Below are 14,335 nucleotides of genomic sequence, written 5' to 3'. Positions count from 1 at the left end.
GGCATACGGCGGAAGCGCTCGAGCGGACCGGATCACGGCTGCGGATCCCGGCCCGGTCCTGGTGGGCCGGGACACCGAGACCGCGCGCATCATGAACCGCGTCGCCGCCGACCGGTCCCGCAGCACGGTGCTGGTCGTCGAGGGCGAACCGGGTGTCGGCAAGAGCACCCTGCTCGACCTCGCCGTACGGCGGACGCGCGGTGCCGGCCTCCGGGTGCTGCGGGCGGTCGGCAGCGAGTCCGAGCGGCATCTCGCGTTCGCCGGTCTGCACCAGCTGCTCCGCCCGGTCCTCGGCGACCTGGACGGACTGCCGACGCGGCAGCGTTCCTCGCTCCGGGCCGCTCTGGGGCTGGCCGACCGTGCCGCACCGCCCGACGCCATGCTCGTCGGCCTGGCGGTGCTGACCCTGGTGTCGGACCTCGCGGAACCGGCGCCGCTGCTGGTGGTGGTCGACGACGCCCAGTGGATCGACCGCGCGTCACTGGACGTGCTCTCCTTCATGGCCCGGCGCATGGACAGCGATCCCGTGACACTTCTGATGGGTGTGCGCACCGCCGCCGCGCTGCCCGGGTTCGACAAGGGCTACGAGCGCCTGGAGATCGGGCCCTTGGGCGGGGATGCGGCGAACCGACTGCTCGACGAGCAGCCGTGGCCGCCCACCGGCCGCACCCGGGCCCGGATCCTCCAGGAGGCGGCGGGCAACCCGCTGGCCCTGGTCGAACTGGCCCGGGCGGCCGCGAACAGGCAACCGGAGGGCACCGGCCTGGAGGGCCCGCTGCCCGTCACCGACCGACTGGAAGGGATCTTCGCGCGGCACCTGCGGGACCTGCCCGGCACCACCCGCCGCGCCCTGCTGCTGCTCGCCGCCACCGACGCGGCGGACGCCCCGGCGGCCGCACGGGGCCTGCCCGAGGCGCCCGACACGGTGTGGGCCCCCGCCGAACGGGCCGGTCTCGTACGACGGGAGAGCATCGGGGTCTCCTTCCGCCACCCGCTCGTCCGCTCGGCGATCTACCACGCCGCGCCCTTCGAGGAGCGCAGTCGCGCACACCTTGCCCTGGCCCGGCTGCTGTGCGAGGAGCCCGACCGCCGGGCCTGGCACCTCGCCGCCGCGACCGTGCGGCCCGACGAGCGGGTGTCGGCGGCCCTGCTGGAGACGGCCGGCCGGGCCCGGCGCCGGGGCGGCCACGCGGCCGCTGCCGCCGCCTTGGAGCGCGCCGCGGAACTCAGCCCGCACCGCGCGGACCAGGCACGGCTGCTGGCCGACGCCGCGGACACGGCCGTCCTCACCGGTCAGCTCGGCTGGGTGGAGCGCCTGGCCGAGGAGGTCCGCAGGCGTACCGCCGACCCGGCGCTGCTCAGCCGGGCCGCGCTGGCGACGGGGCAGCTCATGACCGTAGGAGCGCACCACACGGCCGCCTTCGCGCTGCTGTCGCGCATCGCCGGTGAGGCGGCGGAGGCACGGTCGCCCCTCCTGCTGGACGCGCTCGCCGCGGCGGCGGTGGTCCGCTACTACTCGGGCGAGGAGTCCCAGCGGCAGCGGATCGCGGCCCTGCTCTCCGAGGTGCCGGACTCCCCCGCAGGCGGTGCGCTGCGCGCCTGGACGCTGGCCGTCTCCGATCCCACCGGCGCGGGTGCGTCCCTCGCCCCGGCGCTGCCCCGGCTGATCGCCGAGGCCGAACGCGCGGACGACGCCGGATCCCTGACAGCGCTCGCCGTCGTGGCCTGGCTCCTCGACGAGACCACGCTGGCCGCCAGGACCTTCGACGAGGCGTTCGACCGCTGGCGGGCACACGGCCCGCTACCGACCGGTCTGGCCTGCGCCGCCGGCTGGGCCTACGTGGAACAGGGCCGCTGGGCCGAGGCCCGCTCGGTGGCCGCCGAGATCGCGGAGGTGGCCGCGCAGGCCGGGCTGGACCACGCCGAGGCCTGCGCACGCGCCCTCGACGCGACCGTACTGGCGCTGCTCGGTGAGCCGGCCGACGCGCGCCGGAACGCCGAGCGGGCACTGGCCCTCGTCGACCCCCTGGAAAGCCGCTCCGTCACGGTCTTCGCCCGGCGTGCCCTGGGGCTGGCGGCGGTGGCCGAGGGCGACTACGACACCGCGTACGAGCAGTTCCGCTCCGCCTTCACCGAGGCCGGCGACCCGGTCCACTACCACGTCTCCCCCACCGTCCTGGCCGAACTCGCCGCGGCAGCCGTCCGCCGAGGCCGGCCGGAACGCGCCGTGGCACTTCTGCAGCGCTCCGTACGCCACCTGGGCACCGGCCGGTCCGCACGCGCCTCCTCCCTCATCGAACGAAGCCGCGCCCTGCTGGCCGAACCGGACCACGCCGAACCGCACTTCCGTGCGGCGCTGGCTGACCCGGCGGGCGAGCAGTGGCCCTTCGAGCGGGCGCAGACCCGGCTGGACTACGGCGAGTGGCTGCGCCGCCGGCGTCGTATCGCGGAGGCCCGCCCCTTGCTGACCGGAGCCCTCGACACGTTCCGGCGGCTCGGCGCCCGACCGTGGATCGAGCGCGCGAAGGCGGAACTCCGGGCCGCCGGCATCGAGGCGAACGGCACCGCCCCGCACGCGATCACCGAACTCACCCCCCAGCAACAGCAGATCGTCCAGCTCGCGGCCCGCGGCCTGACCAACCGCGAGATCGGCGAGAAGCTGTTCCTCTCCCCCCGCACCGTCGGCTCCCACCTCTACCGCGCCTTCCCCAAACTGGGCATCACCGCCCGCTCCCAACTCCGCGACGCGCTCGACGGCGCACTGACGGATGCCGGGGCAGCGCGGTAGAGGGTGCCTCGCCCTCAATCCGCCCAGCCCAACGACCCGGCGGTGAACAGGTCCCCGGGGCCGTACGCGACGGACACCGCCCGACTGTCTGCGGGCTGGCCGGGCGGGCGGAGGCCGAGAAATCCGTGGCGCACCGGCGGGACCGGCAAGGAGACTGCCAGGGTGAGCGACCGCTACCCCTGCCCATGCTGCGGGGACCGCGTGCTGGACGCGATGCCCGGTTCCTACGAGATCTGCCCCGTCTGCTTCTCGGAGGACGACGGGGTCCAGCTCCGCCGGCCGTCCATGGACGGTGGCGCGAACAGGGTTTCCCTCGTCGAGGCCCAGCGGAACTACCAGGACTTCGGCGCCTGTGACGAGCACGGCCGCCGGTACGCCCGCCCGCCGACTGAGGACGAGCCCCTCGATCCCGCCTGGCGCCCCATCGATCCGGCACGGGACTCCTTCGAGGACTGGGGTGCCGAGGCTCGCGTCCCATGGCCCGAAGACCGCTTGGCGCTCTGCTGGTGGCTCCCCACCTTCTGGCGCCGGGACCACTCCGCGTCATGACCTCCCACATCGAGACACTCGTCCGACAGCTCGACGGCAAGGCCTACGAGTCCTGCGAGGCCCGCGCGGAGCTGATCTGGATCGGCGCCGACGCCATACCCACCGTCATCGACGGCCTGCCTGCCCTCGGCGGCTTCGGTCAGCTGACCGCCATCGAGGTCTTCGAGGAGGTGGGCGATCCCCGTTGCGGCGCCGCTCTCATCGGCCTGCTGGACAGCGACAATCCGACCGTCCGCGAATGGGCGGCGATGGCCCTGGCGAGCCTGAAGATCGACGGCGCGGTCGAGCCCGTGCGCCGCGCCTATCGCACCTGCCTGGAACGGGCGACGCCCCCGGACTGGAGCGAGCCGGAAGGCATCCGCTGGGCCCTGACCGAACTCGGCGCACGCAGCCCCGTCGTCCCGCCGCTCACCGCGCGCCTGCGACCCACCACTGCGGACAACGCCCCAGGCTGGCCCTCGGTCCACCTCACCGAGATCATCAACGACCTGGCCGACCACGCCCAGGTGATCCTCTACTCCCAGTTCTGGCGCGTGGACGCCGGCCGCATCTACGGCGTCTCCGGCCCCGCCCTGAACTGGGAACTCGACTGGACCGCGCCCTGGGAGCACCTGGTCGAGGAGTCCCGCACCTGGTCCCTGCTGGAAGCCTCCGAAGCCCCCGTCGGCGACAACATCTTCGTCGCCCCCACCTGGATCGACCGTACCGACCTGTACCCGGAAAGGTGACCGATGCCGTCCCAGCACCCCCGGGAGATGGGCTACGGCCACGTGATCGACAGCTACGTGGCGAGGACGTACGGCGGCCTGCCGCGCTACCTCGTACTGAACAGCGGGCGCTTCCTGAGCCCCCGGTGGCGACACACCACCCGTTTCACCCGACACCTGCTGACTGACGCCGCTGCGATCACCGACGAGGAACTGGAAGCCCTCCTCGGTTACGAATGGCGCTCGCGCCTCACCGCCGCCTGGCTGATCGGCGTCGACCACCGCGAACGGTTCCGGGCACGCATCGGCGACCTGCTCCTGGACAGCGAGGTCTGCTACTCCGGCAGCGCCTACTGCTTCGCCCTGGCCCGCTTCGGCACCCACGCCGACGCCGAGATCCTCACCGCCTATCTCGACCGGTACCTTCCCCGCACCGACCTCCACTACGACCAACCCGCCTCCCTGGGCGCCCTCCTCCGACTCGACGCCCTCCTCGGTACCCAGCACGCCGACCGCTTCATCCGGCCCGGCGGCCTCTGGAACAAGTGGGTCAAGGGCGTGGGACGCCTCGGCTACCCCAGTCACATCGCCGCCGAACAGCGCCGCTGGACAGACCTCCAGTGCGAGTTCGGCAACGGCTGGAGTCGGCCGTAGCCGCAGCCGCCTGACCGCGGCTACGTGAAGTCCGCGTACGCCATGTACCGGCCGCAAGTGCGGCACCTGAAGAGGTAGCCGGTGGGCTGACCGTCCTTGTCCAGAGCCTCCAGATAGCTCTCCACTGCCTCGGCAGACCACCCCCACGCGCCGGCCTCGCTGCGCAGTTCCTCCCGGGCATCCGGGAACGCGGCCAGCTCGGCCGCCCCCACCGCTCCCATGAACGCCGTGCCGTCACCGCAGTGAAAGAACCACCGCGAGTCCTGCCAGGAGGAGAAGCCCGGCGTACACGCATCAACGGACATCACGACCTCAAGTGGGACATCGTCGCCGACCGGGTCACCGATGAAGTGCGCGTCGTACTTCGCAGCCGCGCTGCCATCCGCGATGCACCATGGGCACAGCAGGTTGGAGAGGTTCTCGACCGCGTACACGGGGCCCGTGTAGATGAACCCCCGCGCTTTCCCGCAGCAGACGCACGTCGTGCTGGATGCAACGACCGCCCCGGTCGCCAAGGGGTCGGGGTGGTAGGGAAAACCGGGCAACTCCTCGGACATGCCGGTCACGCTACCTGCGCGCAGGAAGGCCGTGCCGGCCTGCACGGGCCCTCGACCCGAAGGCGGTCACGACCGCGGCAGCCGAGTCTGCGGGTCGGAGCAAACGAGCCCCATCGATGCCGCGAGACCGGCGGCGTAGGCCGAGGCCTCCTCGGCCGTGCTGTAGCGCACCCTGTCAGCGTAGTGAGCGGTACGCCGCCGTCGACTGCGGACCCTGTGCGTACCGCAAAGGCCGCCCAACCCGCTCCGTGGCAGGTCGGACGGCCTTTCGCTGGACGTATCAGACGTTGAAGCGGAACTCCACCACGTCCCCGTCCTGCATCACATAGTCCTTGCCCTCCATGCGGGCCTTGCCCTTGGCGCGGGCCTCGGTCACCGAGCCGGTGGTGACCAGGTCGTCGAAGGAGATGACCTCCGCCTTGATGAAGCCCTTCTGGAAGTCGGTGTGGATGACACCTGCGGCCTCGGGGGCGGTGGCGCCCTTCTTGATGGTCCAGGCGCGGGATTCCTTGGGGCCGGCCGTCAGGTAGGTCTGCAGGCCGAGGGTGCGGAAGCCGACGTGGGCGAGGGTGGCGAGGCCGGGCTCGTCCTGGCCGACGGACTGGAGGAGTTCGAGGGCCTCGTCCTCGTCCAGCTCGGCGAGGTCGGCCTCCAGCTTGGCGTTGAGAAAAATCGCCTCGGCGGGGGCGACCAGGGCGCGCTGCTCGTTCTTGAAGGCTTCGTCGGTCAGCTCGTCCTCGTCGACGTTGAAGACGTAGAGGAACGGCTTCGTGGTGAGGAGGTGGAGGTCGTGGAGCAGTTCGTTGCGCTCGGTGCCCTGGACGATGCCGTGCGCGAAGAGCGTGTCGCCCTTCTCCAGGATCTCCTTGGCCTCCTCGACGGCCTTGACCTTGGGAGCGACGTCCTTCTTGATGCGCGACTCCTTCTGGAGGCGCGGGAGGACCTTCTCGATGGTCTGGAGGTCGGCAAGGATCAGCTCGGTGTTGATCGTCTCGATGTCGTCCTTCGGCGAGACCTTGCCGTCGACGTGCACGACGTTCTCGTCCTTGAAGGCGCGGATGACCTGGCAGATCGCGTCGGACTCGCGGATGTTGGCCAGGAACTTGTTGCCCAGGCCCTCGCCCTCGCTCGCGCCGCGCACGATGCCCGCGATGTCGACGAAGTCGACCGTCGCCGGGAGGATCTTCTCGGAGGAGAAGATCTCGGCCAGCTTGGCCAGGCGGGGGTCGGGGACGCCGACCACGCCGACGTTGGGCTCGATCGTGGCGAACGGGTAGTTGGCCGCGAGCACGTCGTTCTTGGTCAGGGCGTTGAACAGGGTCGACTTGCCGACATTCGGCAGACCGACGATTCCGATCGTGAGCGACACGTTGCGACTTCCCGTACGTGAGATGCGGAGGGGCGGGTGGGATGGGGCAGGCCACGCATGGGCCGATCCACCAGTCTACGGGGTGAGCCGCGCCGGGCCCGCGCGGAGTCGAACGCTTGGCCAGCGCCACCCGACGGCGTGTCTGTCGGGCTATTCGGCACATAAACCGACCTAAGTTGGTCCAGTGGAGCAACACAGGACGCGACCTGCGCAGTACGGACCGCGACGGAGCCGGGCGCCGCTGCCCGCACAGGGGCGGGGCGGCGCCGCCGCCGCGCGGCCGCCGGTGGGGCGAGTGGTCGGGCGGCCGACGGGACGGCCCGTGGCACCGGCACGCCCCGCTCCGGGGGCGGGTTCACCGGTGGCCAGGCTGGTGCATGCCGTGCGCGGGATGCCCAATCCGCGGTTGACGGGGCTCGGCAGCGGTCTGTTCTGCGCGGCCGTGATGACCCTGCTCGGTTTCGTGGACGAGCTGCTGTTCGGCTCTTCCCTGACCGTGTACGGGGTGCTGTTCGTGCCGGTGAGCCTGCTCACCGCGCTCTGGGTGCGCCGGGGCGACCTGCTGACCGCCCCCGTCGTCGTGCCGATCGCCTTCGCCGTGGGCGTGCTGCCCGTGGCCGAGAGCGGGGACGGCGGCCTCGGCGGACGGCTGATGGGGCTGGTGACCGCGCTGGCCACCGAGGCGGGGTGGCTGTACGGCGGGACGCTGGTCGCCGGGGCGACCGTGATCGTCCGCCGGATCCGGCTGGTACGGCGACGGACCGCCGCCCGCAACCGACCCCCGGCCTGAGCCACCCGCTCGGAGTACCGGAGCACCGGAGCACCATAGTCCGACCGCCCCGCTCGCACGTCCCCTCGCTCGCTCGGCCGCGGCCCGACCACACCAGCCCAGACCACACCAGACCACACCAGCCCAGCCACGCTCGCGTACCCACGGGCCCCCGAACGGCCCCGCTCGGCCCCGCCCCCTCAGTCACCGGCGTTGCGACCGGCCACGCGCAGCATCACCCCGGCTCAGCCAGCTGCGCCCGGCCAGCCCCGGCGCAGCCGGCCCCGCTCAGCCCGCCGCGCGCATCGCCGCGCCGACGATTCCCGCGTTGTTCTGGAGCTGGGCGGGGACGATCTCCGCTCGGATGCCCTCGATGTGGGGCAGGAACTTGTGGGCCTTGCGGCTGACACCGCCGCCGATGATGAACAGCTCCGGCGAGAAGAGCATCTCGACGTGCGCGAGGTACTTCTGGACGCGGTGGGCCCAGTGCTCCCACGACATGTCGTGGTCGTCCTTGACCTTGCTGGAGGCCCGCTTCTCCGCGTCGTGGCCCTCCAGCTCCAGGTGGCCCAGCTCGGTGTTGGGGACCAGGACCCCGTCGGTGAACACCGCGCTGCCGATGCCGGTGCCGAAGGTGAGCAGGATGACCGTGCCCTTGCGCCCGCGGCCGGCTCCGAAGTGCATCTCGGCGACGCCCGCCGCGTCCGCGTCGTTGACGACCGTCACGTCCAGCCCGCCCAGCCGCTCGCTGAACAGGGCGCGCGCGTCGGTGTCGACCCAGCTCTTGTCGACGTTGGCCGCGGTGCGCACCGTGGCGCCGCCCGTCACCACGCCCGGGAAGGTGAGCCCGACCGGGCCGGTCCAGCCGAAGTGCTCGACGACCTGCTTGACCCCGTCGGCCACGCCGTCGGGAGTCGCCGGGTGCGGGGTCAGCACCTTGCAGCGCTCCTGGGCCAGGTCGCCCCTGTCGAGGTCCACAGGGGCGCCCTTGATCCCGGATCCGCCGATGTCCACGCCGAAGATCTGCATGGCCCTACGTTACGACGGACGACTGACAGTCACGCCCCCGCGGTGCCCGCGGCCCCCGAGCCGCCGCGCTCCGCCACCAGGGACGCCGCCTCCTCGCGCAGGTCGCGGCGCAGTTCCTTGGGCAGCGAGAAGGTGATCGACTCCTCGGCGGCCTTGACGATCTCGACGTCCTCGAAACCGCGCGGCGCGAGCCACTCCAGGACCTGCTCGACCAGGACGTCGGGGACGGAGGCACCGGAGGTGACGCCGACCGTCGTGACGCCGTCCAGCCAGGACTCGTCGATCTCGTCGGCGAAGTCCACCAGGTGGGCGTCGCGCGCGCCCGCCTGCTTGGCGACCTCGACCAGGCGCTTGGAGTTCGAGGAGTTGCGGGAGCCGACGACGATCACCAGGTCGGCCTCGGCACCCATCTGCTTCACCGCGAGCTGGCGGTTCTGCGTGGCGTAGCAGATGTCGTCGCTGGGCGGGGAGATGAGCTGCGGGAACTTGTCCTTGAGCGCGTCGACGGTCTCCATCGTCTCGTCGACGGAGAGGGTGGTCTGGGAGAGCCAGACGACCTTCGACGGGTCACGGACCTCGACCTTCGCGACGTCGTCGGGACCGTCGACGAGCTGGATGTGGTCGGGGGCCTCGCCGGAGGTGCCGATGACCTCCTCGTGGCCCTCGTGGCCGATCAGCAGGATGTCGTAGTCGTCGTTCGCGAAGCGGACGGCTTCCTTGTGGACCTTGGTGACGAGCGGGCAGGTGGCGTCGATGGTGGCGAGCTTCCCGCGCTCGGCCTCCTCGTGGACGACGGGGGCCACGCCGTGCGCGGAGAACATCACGATGTTCCCCGGGGGGACCTCCTCCGTCCGCTCGACGAAGATGGCGCCCTTCTTCTCCAGGGTCTGGACGACGTACTTGTTGTGGACGATCTCGTGCCGGACGTAGACCGGAGCCCCGTACTGCTCCAGGGCTTTCTCGACGGCGATCACGGCGCGGTCCACACCCGCGCAGTAGCCACGGGGGGCGGCGAGCAGGACACGGCGGCCAGACGAAGCAGTCATGGCACCCATCGTAAGGCCGCGTTCGGCGGGTCAGAGATCGCGTGGGGGCGGCGTTGCCGGGGAGACTGGCGGGAACGTTCCGAGACGGAGTCCGAAGCGGAAAGCCGGGCGGGAACCGAGGCACTGGCGGAGGCACGATGTCGCAGGCGGATACGACGGCCCCGGGGGCCGGTGGGGAACACCAGCTGAGGCGCAGTCTGGGCTTCAGGGACCTGGTCGTCTACGGGCTGCTGTTCATCGCGCCCATGGCGCCGGTCGGCGTGTTCGGCACGCTGGACGCCAAGTCGCACGGCGCGGTGGCCCTCGTCTACATCGTCGCCACGATCGCGATGGCGTTCACCGCATTCAGCTACGCGCAGATGGTGCGGGTGGTCCCCCAGGCGGGATCGGTGTTCGCCTACGCGCGCGCGGGGCTCGGGAACGGGGCCGGGTTCGTCGCGGGCTGGATGGCGATGCTGGACTACGTCCTCATCCCGGCGGTGGCCTACCTCTTCTCCGGCATCGCGATGGAGGCGCTGGTCCCCGAGGTGTCGCGGTGGGTGTGGACGGCGATCGCGGTGGTCGTCACGACGCTGCTGAACCTGTGGGGGGTGCGGACGGCGGCCCGGGTGGGCTTCCTGGTGCTCGCCATGGAGATCGTCGTACTGCTCGTCTTCGTGGCCACGGCGGTCGTGGTCCTGGCGCAGGACGGCGCCGAGCGCGACTGGCTGTCGCCGCTGTCGGGGGACGGCACGCAGGGGGCGTTCGCGCTGTCGGCGGTGGTCGGCGCGGTGTCGGTGGCGGTGCTGTCGTACCTGGGCTTCGACGCGATCGCGACCTTCGCGGAGGAGGTCACCGGCGGTTCGGCGAAGGTCGCGCGGGCGCTGCTGTTCTGCCTGGCGCTCGCGGGTGTGCTGTTCGTGGCGCAGACGTACCTGGTGGCTCTCCTGGAACCGGTGTCGTCGGCGCAGCTGGCGGCGGAGCCGGAGCGGCAGGGGTCGGCGTTCTACGACGCCGTGGACGCGTCGGTGGGCACCTGGCTGCACGATCTGGTGGCGGTGAGCAAGGCGATCGGCGCGGCGTTCGCGGCGCTGGCCGGGCAGGCGGCGGCCGGGCGGCTGCTGTTCGCGATGGGCCGGGACCGCCGGCTGCCGGGGGTGCTGTCGCGGACGGACGCCGGGGTGCCGCGCGTGGCCCTGCTGGTGTCGGCGGTGATCACGATGGCGGCGGCGGTGTGGGCGGCGCGCCGGGACGACGGACTCGACCACCTGGTGTCGGTGGTCGACGTCGGCGCGCTGACCGCGTTCACGCTGCTGCACGCGAGCGTGGTGGGCTGGTTCGTGGTGCGGCGCGGCGGGGGCGCGGTCAGCTGGTGGCGGCATCTGCTGGTGCCGGTGCTCGGCGCGGCGATCACGATCGCGGTGATCGTGGAGGCGTCGGGGACCGCGCAGGTGGTCGGGGCGATCTGGCTGGCGGTGGGTCTGGTGGTACTGGCGGTGCAGTGGAGGGGACGCAGGGACGCGGACCACGCGCGCGTGTGACGGAGGGCGGGCTCGACGGGCCCCGTTGTCGGACCCGGCCGTTACGCTCGGGCGCATGGCTGCCAACTCGACTCCCGAAAGCCCGCTGCCCGTCGGTGAGGTGTCCCGGCTGATCGGGGGCTGGATCGACCGGCTCGGCGCGGTCTGGGTCGAGGGGCAGATCACGCAGCTGTCGCGGCGGCCGGGCGCCGGTGTGGTGTTCCTGACGCTGCGCGACCCGTCGTACGACATCTCCGTGAGCGTGACCTGTTACCGGCAGGTGTTCGACGCCGTGGCGGACGTGGTCGGCGAGGGCGCGCGGGTCGTCGTGCACGCCAAGCCGGAGTGGTATGCGCCGCGGGGGCAGCTGTCCCTGCGGGCCGCCGAGATCAAGCCGGTGGGCGTCGGGGAGCTGCTGGCGCGGCTGGAGCGGCTGAAGAAGGCCCTCGCACGCGAGGGGCTGTTCGCGGCGGAGCGCAAGAAGCCGCTGCCGTTCCTGCCGCAGTTGATCGGCCTGGTGTGCGGGCGGGCGTCGGCGGCCGAGCGGGACGTCCTGGAGAACGCCCGGCACCGCTGGCCCGCCGTCCGCTTCGAGGTGCGCAACGTCCCGGTGCAGGGCGTGCACGCGGTGCCGCAGGTGGTGCAGGCGGTGAAGGAACTGGACGCGCTGGACGACGTGGACGTGATCGTCGTCGCGCGGGGCGGCGGCAGCGTGGAGGACCTGCTGCCGTTCTCCGACGAGCAGCTGGTACGGGCGGTGGCCGCCTGCCGTACGCCGGTCGTCTCGGCGATCGGCCACGAGCCGGACAGCCCCCTGCTCGACCTGGTCGCCGACCTGCGCGCCTCCACGCCGACCGACGCCGCGAAGAAGGTCGTGCCGGACGTCGGCGAGGAGTACGAACGGGTACGGCTGCTGCGGGACCGTGCCCGGCGGTGTGTGGCGGCGTTCGTCGACCGCGAGGAGCGGGGGCTGGCCCACGCGCTGGCCCGGCCTTCGATACAGGACCCGCACCGGATGATCGAGGAGCGGGCCGGGCAGCTGACCGCCCTGCTCGACCGGAGCCGCCGCACCCTGCGCCACCACCTCGACCGGGCCGACTCCGAGCTGACTCACACGCACGCGCGCGTGGTGGCCCTCTCCCCCGCCGCGACCCTCAAGCGCGGGTACGCCGTGCTGCAGCGGGCCGACGGGCACGCCGTCCGTGACCCCGGCGAGGTGGAGCCGGGCGAGAGCCTGCGCGCCCGCGTGTCCGAGGGCGATTTCTCCGTACGAGTCGACGCATAGGGTGGGTGGATGACCAGCGAGGTGGAGCAGCCGACGGCGATGTCCGAGGCGCTCGGGTACGAGCAGGCGCGGGACGAGCTGATCGAGGTGGTCCGGCGGCTGGAGGCCGGCGGCACGACGTTGGAGGAGTCCCTCGCCCTGTGGGAGCGGGGCGAGGAGCTGGCGAAGGTCTGCCGCCGCCGGCTGGACGGCGCCCGGGCCCGCCTGGACGCGGCGCTGGCCGAGGAGGCGGACGAGGATGACGCGGACGACGAGTCCGCCGAGCGCGACGGCGGGGCCGTCTAGGGACCTAGCCCTCCTTCGCCGTGTTCTCGGCCAGGGTGTGGGCGACGAGCGCGTTGGCGTGTCCGTGGCCCAGGCCGTGTTCGGTCTTGAGCCAGGCGACGAGTTCCATGTGCTTGGTGAGCGGCGAGGTGCGGATGAGGTCCTTCCACTCCGCGACCGGGCGGCCGTACTTCTTCTCGATGGACGGGAAGTAGCTGGCCGGGCCCTTGACGGTGCTGCTCATGTCGGTGCTCTCCTCGGTACGAGTGGCGACGAGTACGCCGAGTGGCGACGGGTTCCGGTGTACTGCCGTGTAGGACCGTGACCGGCCGGCGAAGTGATCGCCGCGCACGCGTGATCCACGCCACACTTCCGCCACGCCTGTGAAGCGGATCACCACGGTCCCGTTTTGGTTGAAGCTTGAACTTCTTTGGCGTACTGTCGCCGGTGTCAAAGGCGCCCCCGGCCCCCACGCCGCGCGGCGCCCACGCACCCCCGAGGAAGATCACGCATGTCTCTCGTTCTTGACCCCGCCGCCCAGGACCTGCTGTTCCGCGAGGCCCGTACCGCGAACACCTTCACCGACGAGCCGGTGACCGACGAGCAGGTGCAGGCGATCTACGACCTGGTCAAGTACGGCCCGACCGCCTTCAACCAGTCCCCGCTGCGCATCACGCTGGTCCGCTCCCCCGAGGCCCGCGAGCGCCTGGTCGCCCACATGGCGGAGGGCAACCGGCCCAAGACGGCCGCCGCCCCGCTGGTCGCGATCCTGTCCGCGGACAACGAGTTCCACGAGGAGCTGCCGCAGCTCTTCCCGCACTTCCCCGCCGCGAAGGACGCCTTCTTCAGCGAGCGCCCGGTCCGCGAGGGCGCGGCCGGCCTGAACGCCGCTCTGCAGGCCGCCTACTTCATCGTCGGCGTCCGCGCCGCGGGCCTGGCCGCCGGGCCGATGACCGGTTTCGACTTCGAGGGCGTGCGCAAGGAGTTCCTGGACGACGACCACACCCCGCTGATGGTCGTCAACATCGGCCGTCCCGGCCCGGACGCCTGGTTCCCGCGCTCCCCGCGCCTCGCCTACGACCAGGTCGTCACCACGGTCTGAGGCACGCAGGTCTGAGGCACGCACGGTCTGAGGCACGCGGCGCCGCACCTGCGACGAAGCCCCCGGCATCCCGCCGGGGGCTTCGTCGTGTTCCGCGGGCCGGGCCGGGCGGCCCCGCCCGGCGGGCGGTCACGTCAGCTTCAGGGCCGCCGCCATCTTGCCGAGCTGCTCGAACGACCCGGTGCCGGCCACGACCGTCGTCGCGCCCTTCATGTCGTCGGCGCCCTGCAGCACCAGCGCGTCGTACCGGCCGCCCGTGTACCGGGTCCAGGTCCGGCCGCCGATCTCCTCGGTCCGCTCGGTCGCGCGCGCACCCTGGCTGGCGTCGTGGATGAACGTGGACGGCTTCTTCGTGGACTGCTCGATCGCCACGTACTCGCCGTTCGGAGCCCGGAAGCCGAGGTGCCAGGCGTCGGAGTCGTCGCCGCGGAAGCGGACGGAGGTCGGCTTCCAGTCCTCGGACAGCCCCTCGGGCGCCGCCACCGGATACGACGCGGCGCGCTGCGCGGTCAGCAGCTCGACCCGGTAGTCGACCCGCTTGACGTCCGGTTCGCCGTCGTCGTGCGGAATGAACAGCCAGATCACGCCCGCCGCCAGCACGATGACCCCGAGGGAGAGAATCATGTCCCGGGCCGACTTCTGCTTGCCTTTCATACCTGCCACGCCCCCTATCGTCGCAGGTGCCTGATCCGCTCATCCGTGGGGTCCCCTGCTCAT

Annotated in this window: 15 protein-coding genes; 9 read left to right on the top strand and 6 right to left on the bottom strand. The window is 72.1% G+C overall.

Going from position 1 to position 14,335, the window contains the following annotated elements; genetic code table 11:
• The first annotated feature begins 91 nt into the window (after positions 1–91).
• The 4 genes from K7854_RS07375 to K7854_RS07360 all read left to right on the top strand — a co-directional run bounded on the left by K7854_RS07375 (position 92) and on the right by K7854_RS07360 (position 4,698).
• Positions 92–2,788, top strand: coding sequence for a helix-turn-helix transcriptional regulator (locus tag K7854_RS07375; RefSeq protein WP_372481007.1), 2,697 nt, complete (start codon positions 92–94; stop codon positions 2,786–2,788).
• Positions 2,789–2,950: 162 nt separating this feature from the next.
• A complete protein-coding gene (locus tag K7854_RS07370) occupies positions 2,951–3,337 on the top strand; it encodes a CPCC family cysteine-rich protein (protein WP_226025554.1) in 387 nt (128 codons plus the stop codon).
• Complete coding sequence (locus tag K7854_RS07365; RefSeq protein ID WP_226025553.1) at positions 3,334–4,065, top strand: HEAT repeat domain-containing protein; 732 nt, start codon at positions 3,334–3,336, stop codon at positions 4,063–4,065. The genes K7854_RS07370 and K7854_RS07365 overlap by 4 nt, the downstream gene beginning before the upstream one ends.
• Positions 4,066–4,068: 3 nt before the next feature.
• Positions 4,069–4,698 carry a DUF6000 family protein gene (locus tag K7854_RS07360; protein WP_226025552.1) on the top strand — a complete coding sequence of 210 codons (630 nt, stop codon included), beginning with the start codon at positions 4,069–4,071 and terminating at the stop codon, positions 4,696–4,698.
• A gap of 20 nt (positions 4,699–4,718) precedes the next feature.
• Here the strand turns inward: K7854_RS07360 and K7854_RS07355 are convergent, their stop codons facing one another.
• Positions 4,719–5,255: a CbrC family protein gene (locus K7854_RS07355; RefSeq protein WP_226025551.1), complete on the bottom strand. Its 537-nt coding sequence runs from the start codon at positions 5,253–5,255 to the stop codon at positions 4,719–4,721.
• A 280-nt stretch (positions 5,256–5,535) separates the two neighbouring features.
• Positions 5,536–6,624, bottom strand: a complete 1,089-nt coding sequence (gene ychF, locus K7854_RS07350) for a redox-regulated ATPase YchF (protein WP_226025550.1) — start codon at positions 6,622–6,624, stop codon at positions 5,536–5,538.
• A 184-nt stretch (positions 6,625–6,808) separates the two neighbouring features.
• On the opposite strand from ychF, the gene K7854_RS07345 reads away from it, so the two are divergent.
• On the top strand, positions 6,809–7,414 hold the full coding sequence (locus tag K7854_RS07345) for a DUF6542 domain-containing protein (RefSeq protein ID WP_226025549.1): 606 nt from the start codon (positions 6,809–6,811) through the stop codon (positions 7,412–7,414).
• Positions 7,415–7,681: 267 nt separating this feature from the next.
• Here the strand turns inward: K7854_RS07345 and ppgK are convergent, their stop codons facing one another.
• Together ppgK and K7854_RS07335 are read right to left on the bottom strand one after the other, a co-directional pair.
• Positions 7,682–8,422: a polyphosphate--glucose phosphotransferase gene (ppgK, locus tag K7854_RS07340; protein ID WP_226025548.1), complete on the bottom strand. Its 741-nt coding sequence runs from the start codon at positions 8,420–8,422 to the stop codon at positions 7,682–7,684.
• Between the two features lie 29 nt (positions 8,423–8,451).
• Entirely contained in the window at positions 8,452–9,477 is a 1,026-nt protein-coding gene (locus K7854_RS07335) for a 4-hydroxy-3-methylbut-2-enyl diphosphate reductase (RefSeq protein WP_226025547.1), read from the bottom strand.
• A 128-nt stretch (positions 9,478–9,605) separates the two neighbouring features.
• On the opposite strand from K7854_RS07335, the gene K7854_RS07330 reads away from it, so the two are divergent.
• Genes K7854_RS07330 through K7854_RS07320 form a run of 3 tightly spaced genes read left to right on the top strand, consistent with a single transcriptional unit; the run spans position 9,606 to position 12,537 of the window.
• Positions 9,606–10,988, top strand: a complete 1,383-nt coding sequence (locus K7854_RS07330) for an APC family permease (RefSeq protein ID WP_226025546.1) — start codon at positions 9,606–9,608, stop codon at positions 10,986–10,988.
• Positions 10,989–11,043: 55 nt separating this feature from the next.
• Complete coding sequence (gene xseA, locus K7854_RS07325; protein WP_226025545.1) at positions 11,044–12,252, top strand: exodeoxyribonuclease VII large subunit; 1,209 nt, start codon at positions 11,044–11,046, stop codon at positions 12,250–12,252.
• A gap of 9 nt (positions 12,253–12,261) precedes the next feature.
• Complete coding sequence (locus K7854_RS07320; RefSeq protein WP_226025544.1) at positions 12,262–12,537, top strand: exodeoxyribonuclease VII small subunit; 276 nt, start codon at positions 12,262–12,264, stop codon at positions 12,535–12,537.
• 4 nt (positions 12,538–12,541) lie between these two features.
• On the opposite strand, the gene K7854_RS07315 is transcribed toward K7854_RS07320, so the two are convergent.
• Positions 12,542–12,760: a DUF4287 domain-containing protein gene (locus K7854_RS07315; RefSeq protein WP_226025543.1), complete on the bottom strand. Its 219-nt coding sequence runs from the start codon at positions 12,758–12,760 to the stop codon at positions 12,542–12,544.
• 267 nt (positions 12,761–13,027) lie between these two features.
• Between K7854_RS07315 and K7854_RS07310 the strand changes: the two genes are divergently transcribed.
• On the top strand, positions 13,028–13,618 hold the full coding sequence (locus tag K7854_RS07310; RefSeq protein WP_226025542.1) for a malonic semialdehyde reductase: 591 nt from the start codon (positions 13,028–13,030) through the stop codon (positions 13,616–13,618).
• 129 nt (positions 13,619–13,747) lie between these two features.
• On the opposite strand, the gene K7854_RS07305 is transcribed toward K7854_RS07310, so the two are convergent.
• A complete protein-coding gene (locus K7854_RS07305; RefSeq protein ID WP_226025624.1) occupies positions 13,748–14,272 on the bottom strand; it encodes a DUF4245 domain-containing protein in 525 nt (174 codons plus the stop codon).
• Positions 14,273–14,335 lie beyond the last annotated feature (63 nt).

Source organism: Streptomyces hyderabadensis, from assembly GCF_020404845.1.
In the GTDB taxonomy this organism is placed as follows: Bacteria; Actinomycetota; Actinomycetes; order Streptomycetales; family Streptomycetaceae; genus Streptomyces; species Streptomyces hyderabadensis.
This window is presented reverse-complemented; position numbering and strand designations above follow the sequence as displayed.

Coding starts and splice junctions, on each gene's coding strand:
- K7854_RS07375 (WP_372481007.1), top strand. CDS start 92: ATGAACCGCGTCGCCGCCGACCGGTCCCGCAGCACGGTGCTGGTCGTC.
- K7854_RS07365 (WP_226025553.1), top strand. CDS start 3,334: ATGACCTCCCACATCGAGACACTCGTCCGACAGCTCGACGGCAAGGCC.
- K7854_RS07360 (WP_226025552.1), top strand. CDS start 4,069: ATGCCGTCCCAGCACCCCCGGGAGATGGGCTACGGCCACGTGATCGAC.
- K7854_RS07355 (WP_226025551.1), bottom strand. CDS start 5,255: ATGTCCGAGGAGTTGCCCGGTTTTCCCTACCACCCCGACCCCTTGGCG.
- ppgK (WP_226025548.1), bottom strand. CDS start 8,422: ATGCAGATCTTCGGCGTGGACATCGGCGGATCCGGGATCAAGGGCGCC.
- K7854_RS07335 (WP_226025547.1), bottom strand. CDS start 9,477: ATGGGTGCCATGACTGCTTCGTCTGGCCGCCGTGTCCTGCTCGCCGCC.
- K7854_RS07330 (WP_226025546.1), top strand. CDS start 9,606: ATGTCGCAGGCGGATACGACGGCCCCGGGGGCCGGTGGGGAACACCAG.
- xseA (WP_226025545.1), top strand. CDS start 11,044: ATGGCTGCCAACTCGACTCCCGAAAGCCCGCTGCCCGTCGGTGAGGTG.
- K7854_RS07320 (WP_226025544.1), top strand. CDS start 12,262: ATGACCAGCGAGGTGGAGCAGCCGACGGCGATGTCCGAGGCGCTCGGG.
- K7854_RS07315 (WP_226025543.1), bottom strand. CDS start 12,760: ATGAGCAGCACCGTCAAGGGCCCGGCCAGCTACTTCCCGTCCATCGAG.
- K7854_RS07310 (WP_226025542.1), top strand. CDS start 13,028: ATGTCTCTCGTTCTTGACCCCGCCGCCCAGGACCTGCTGTTCCGCGAG.
- K7854_RS07305 (WP_226025624.1), bottom strand. CDS start 14,272: ATGAAAGGCAAGCAGAAGTCGGCCCGGGACATGATTCTCTCCCTCGGG.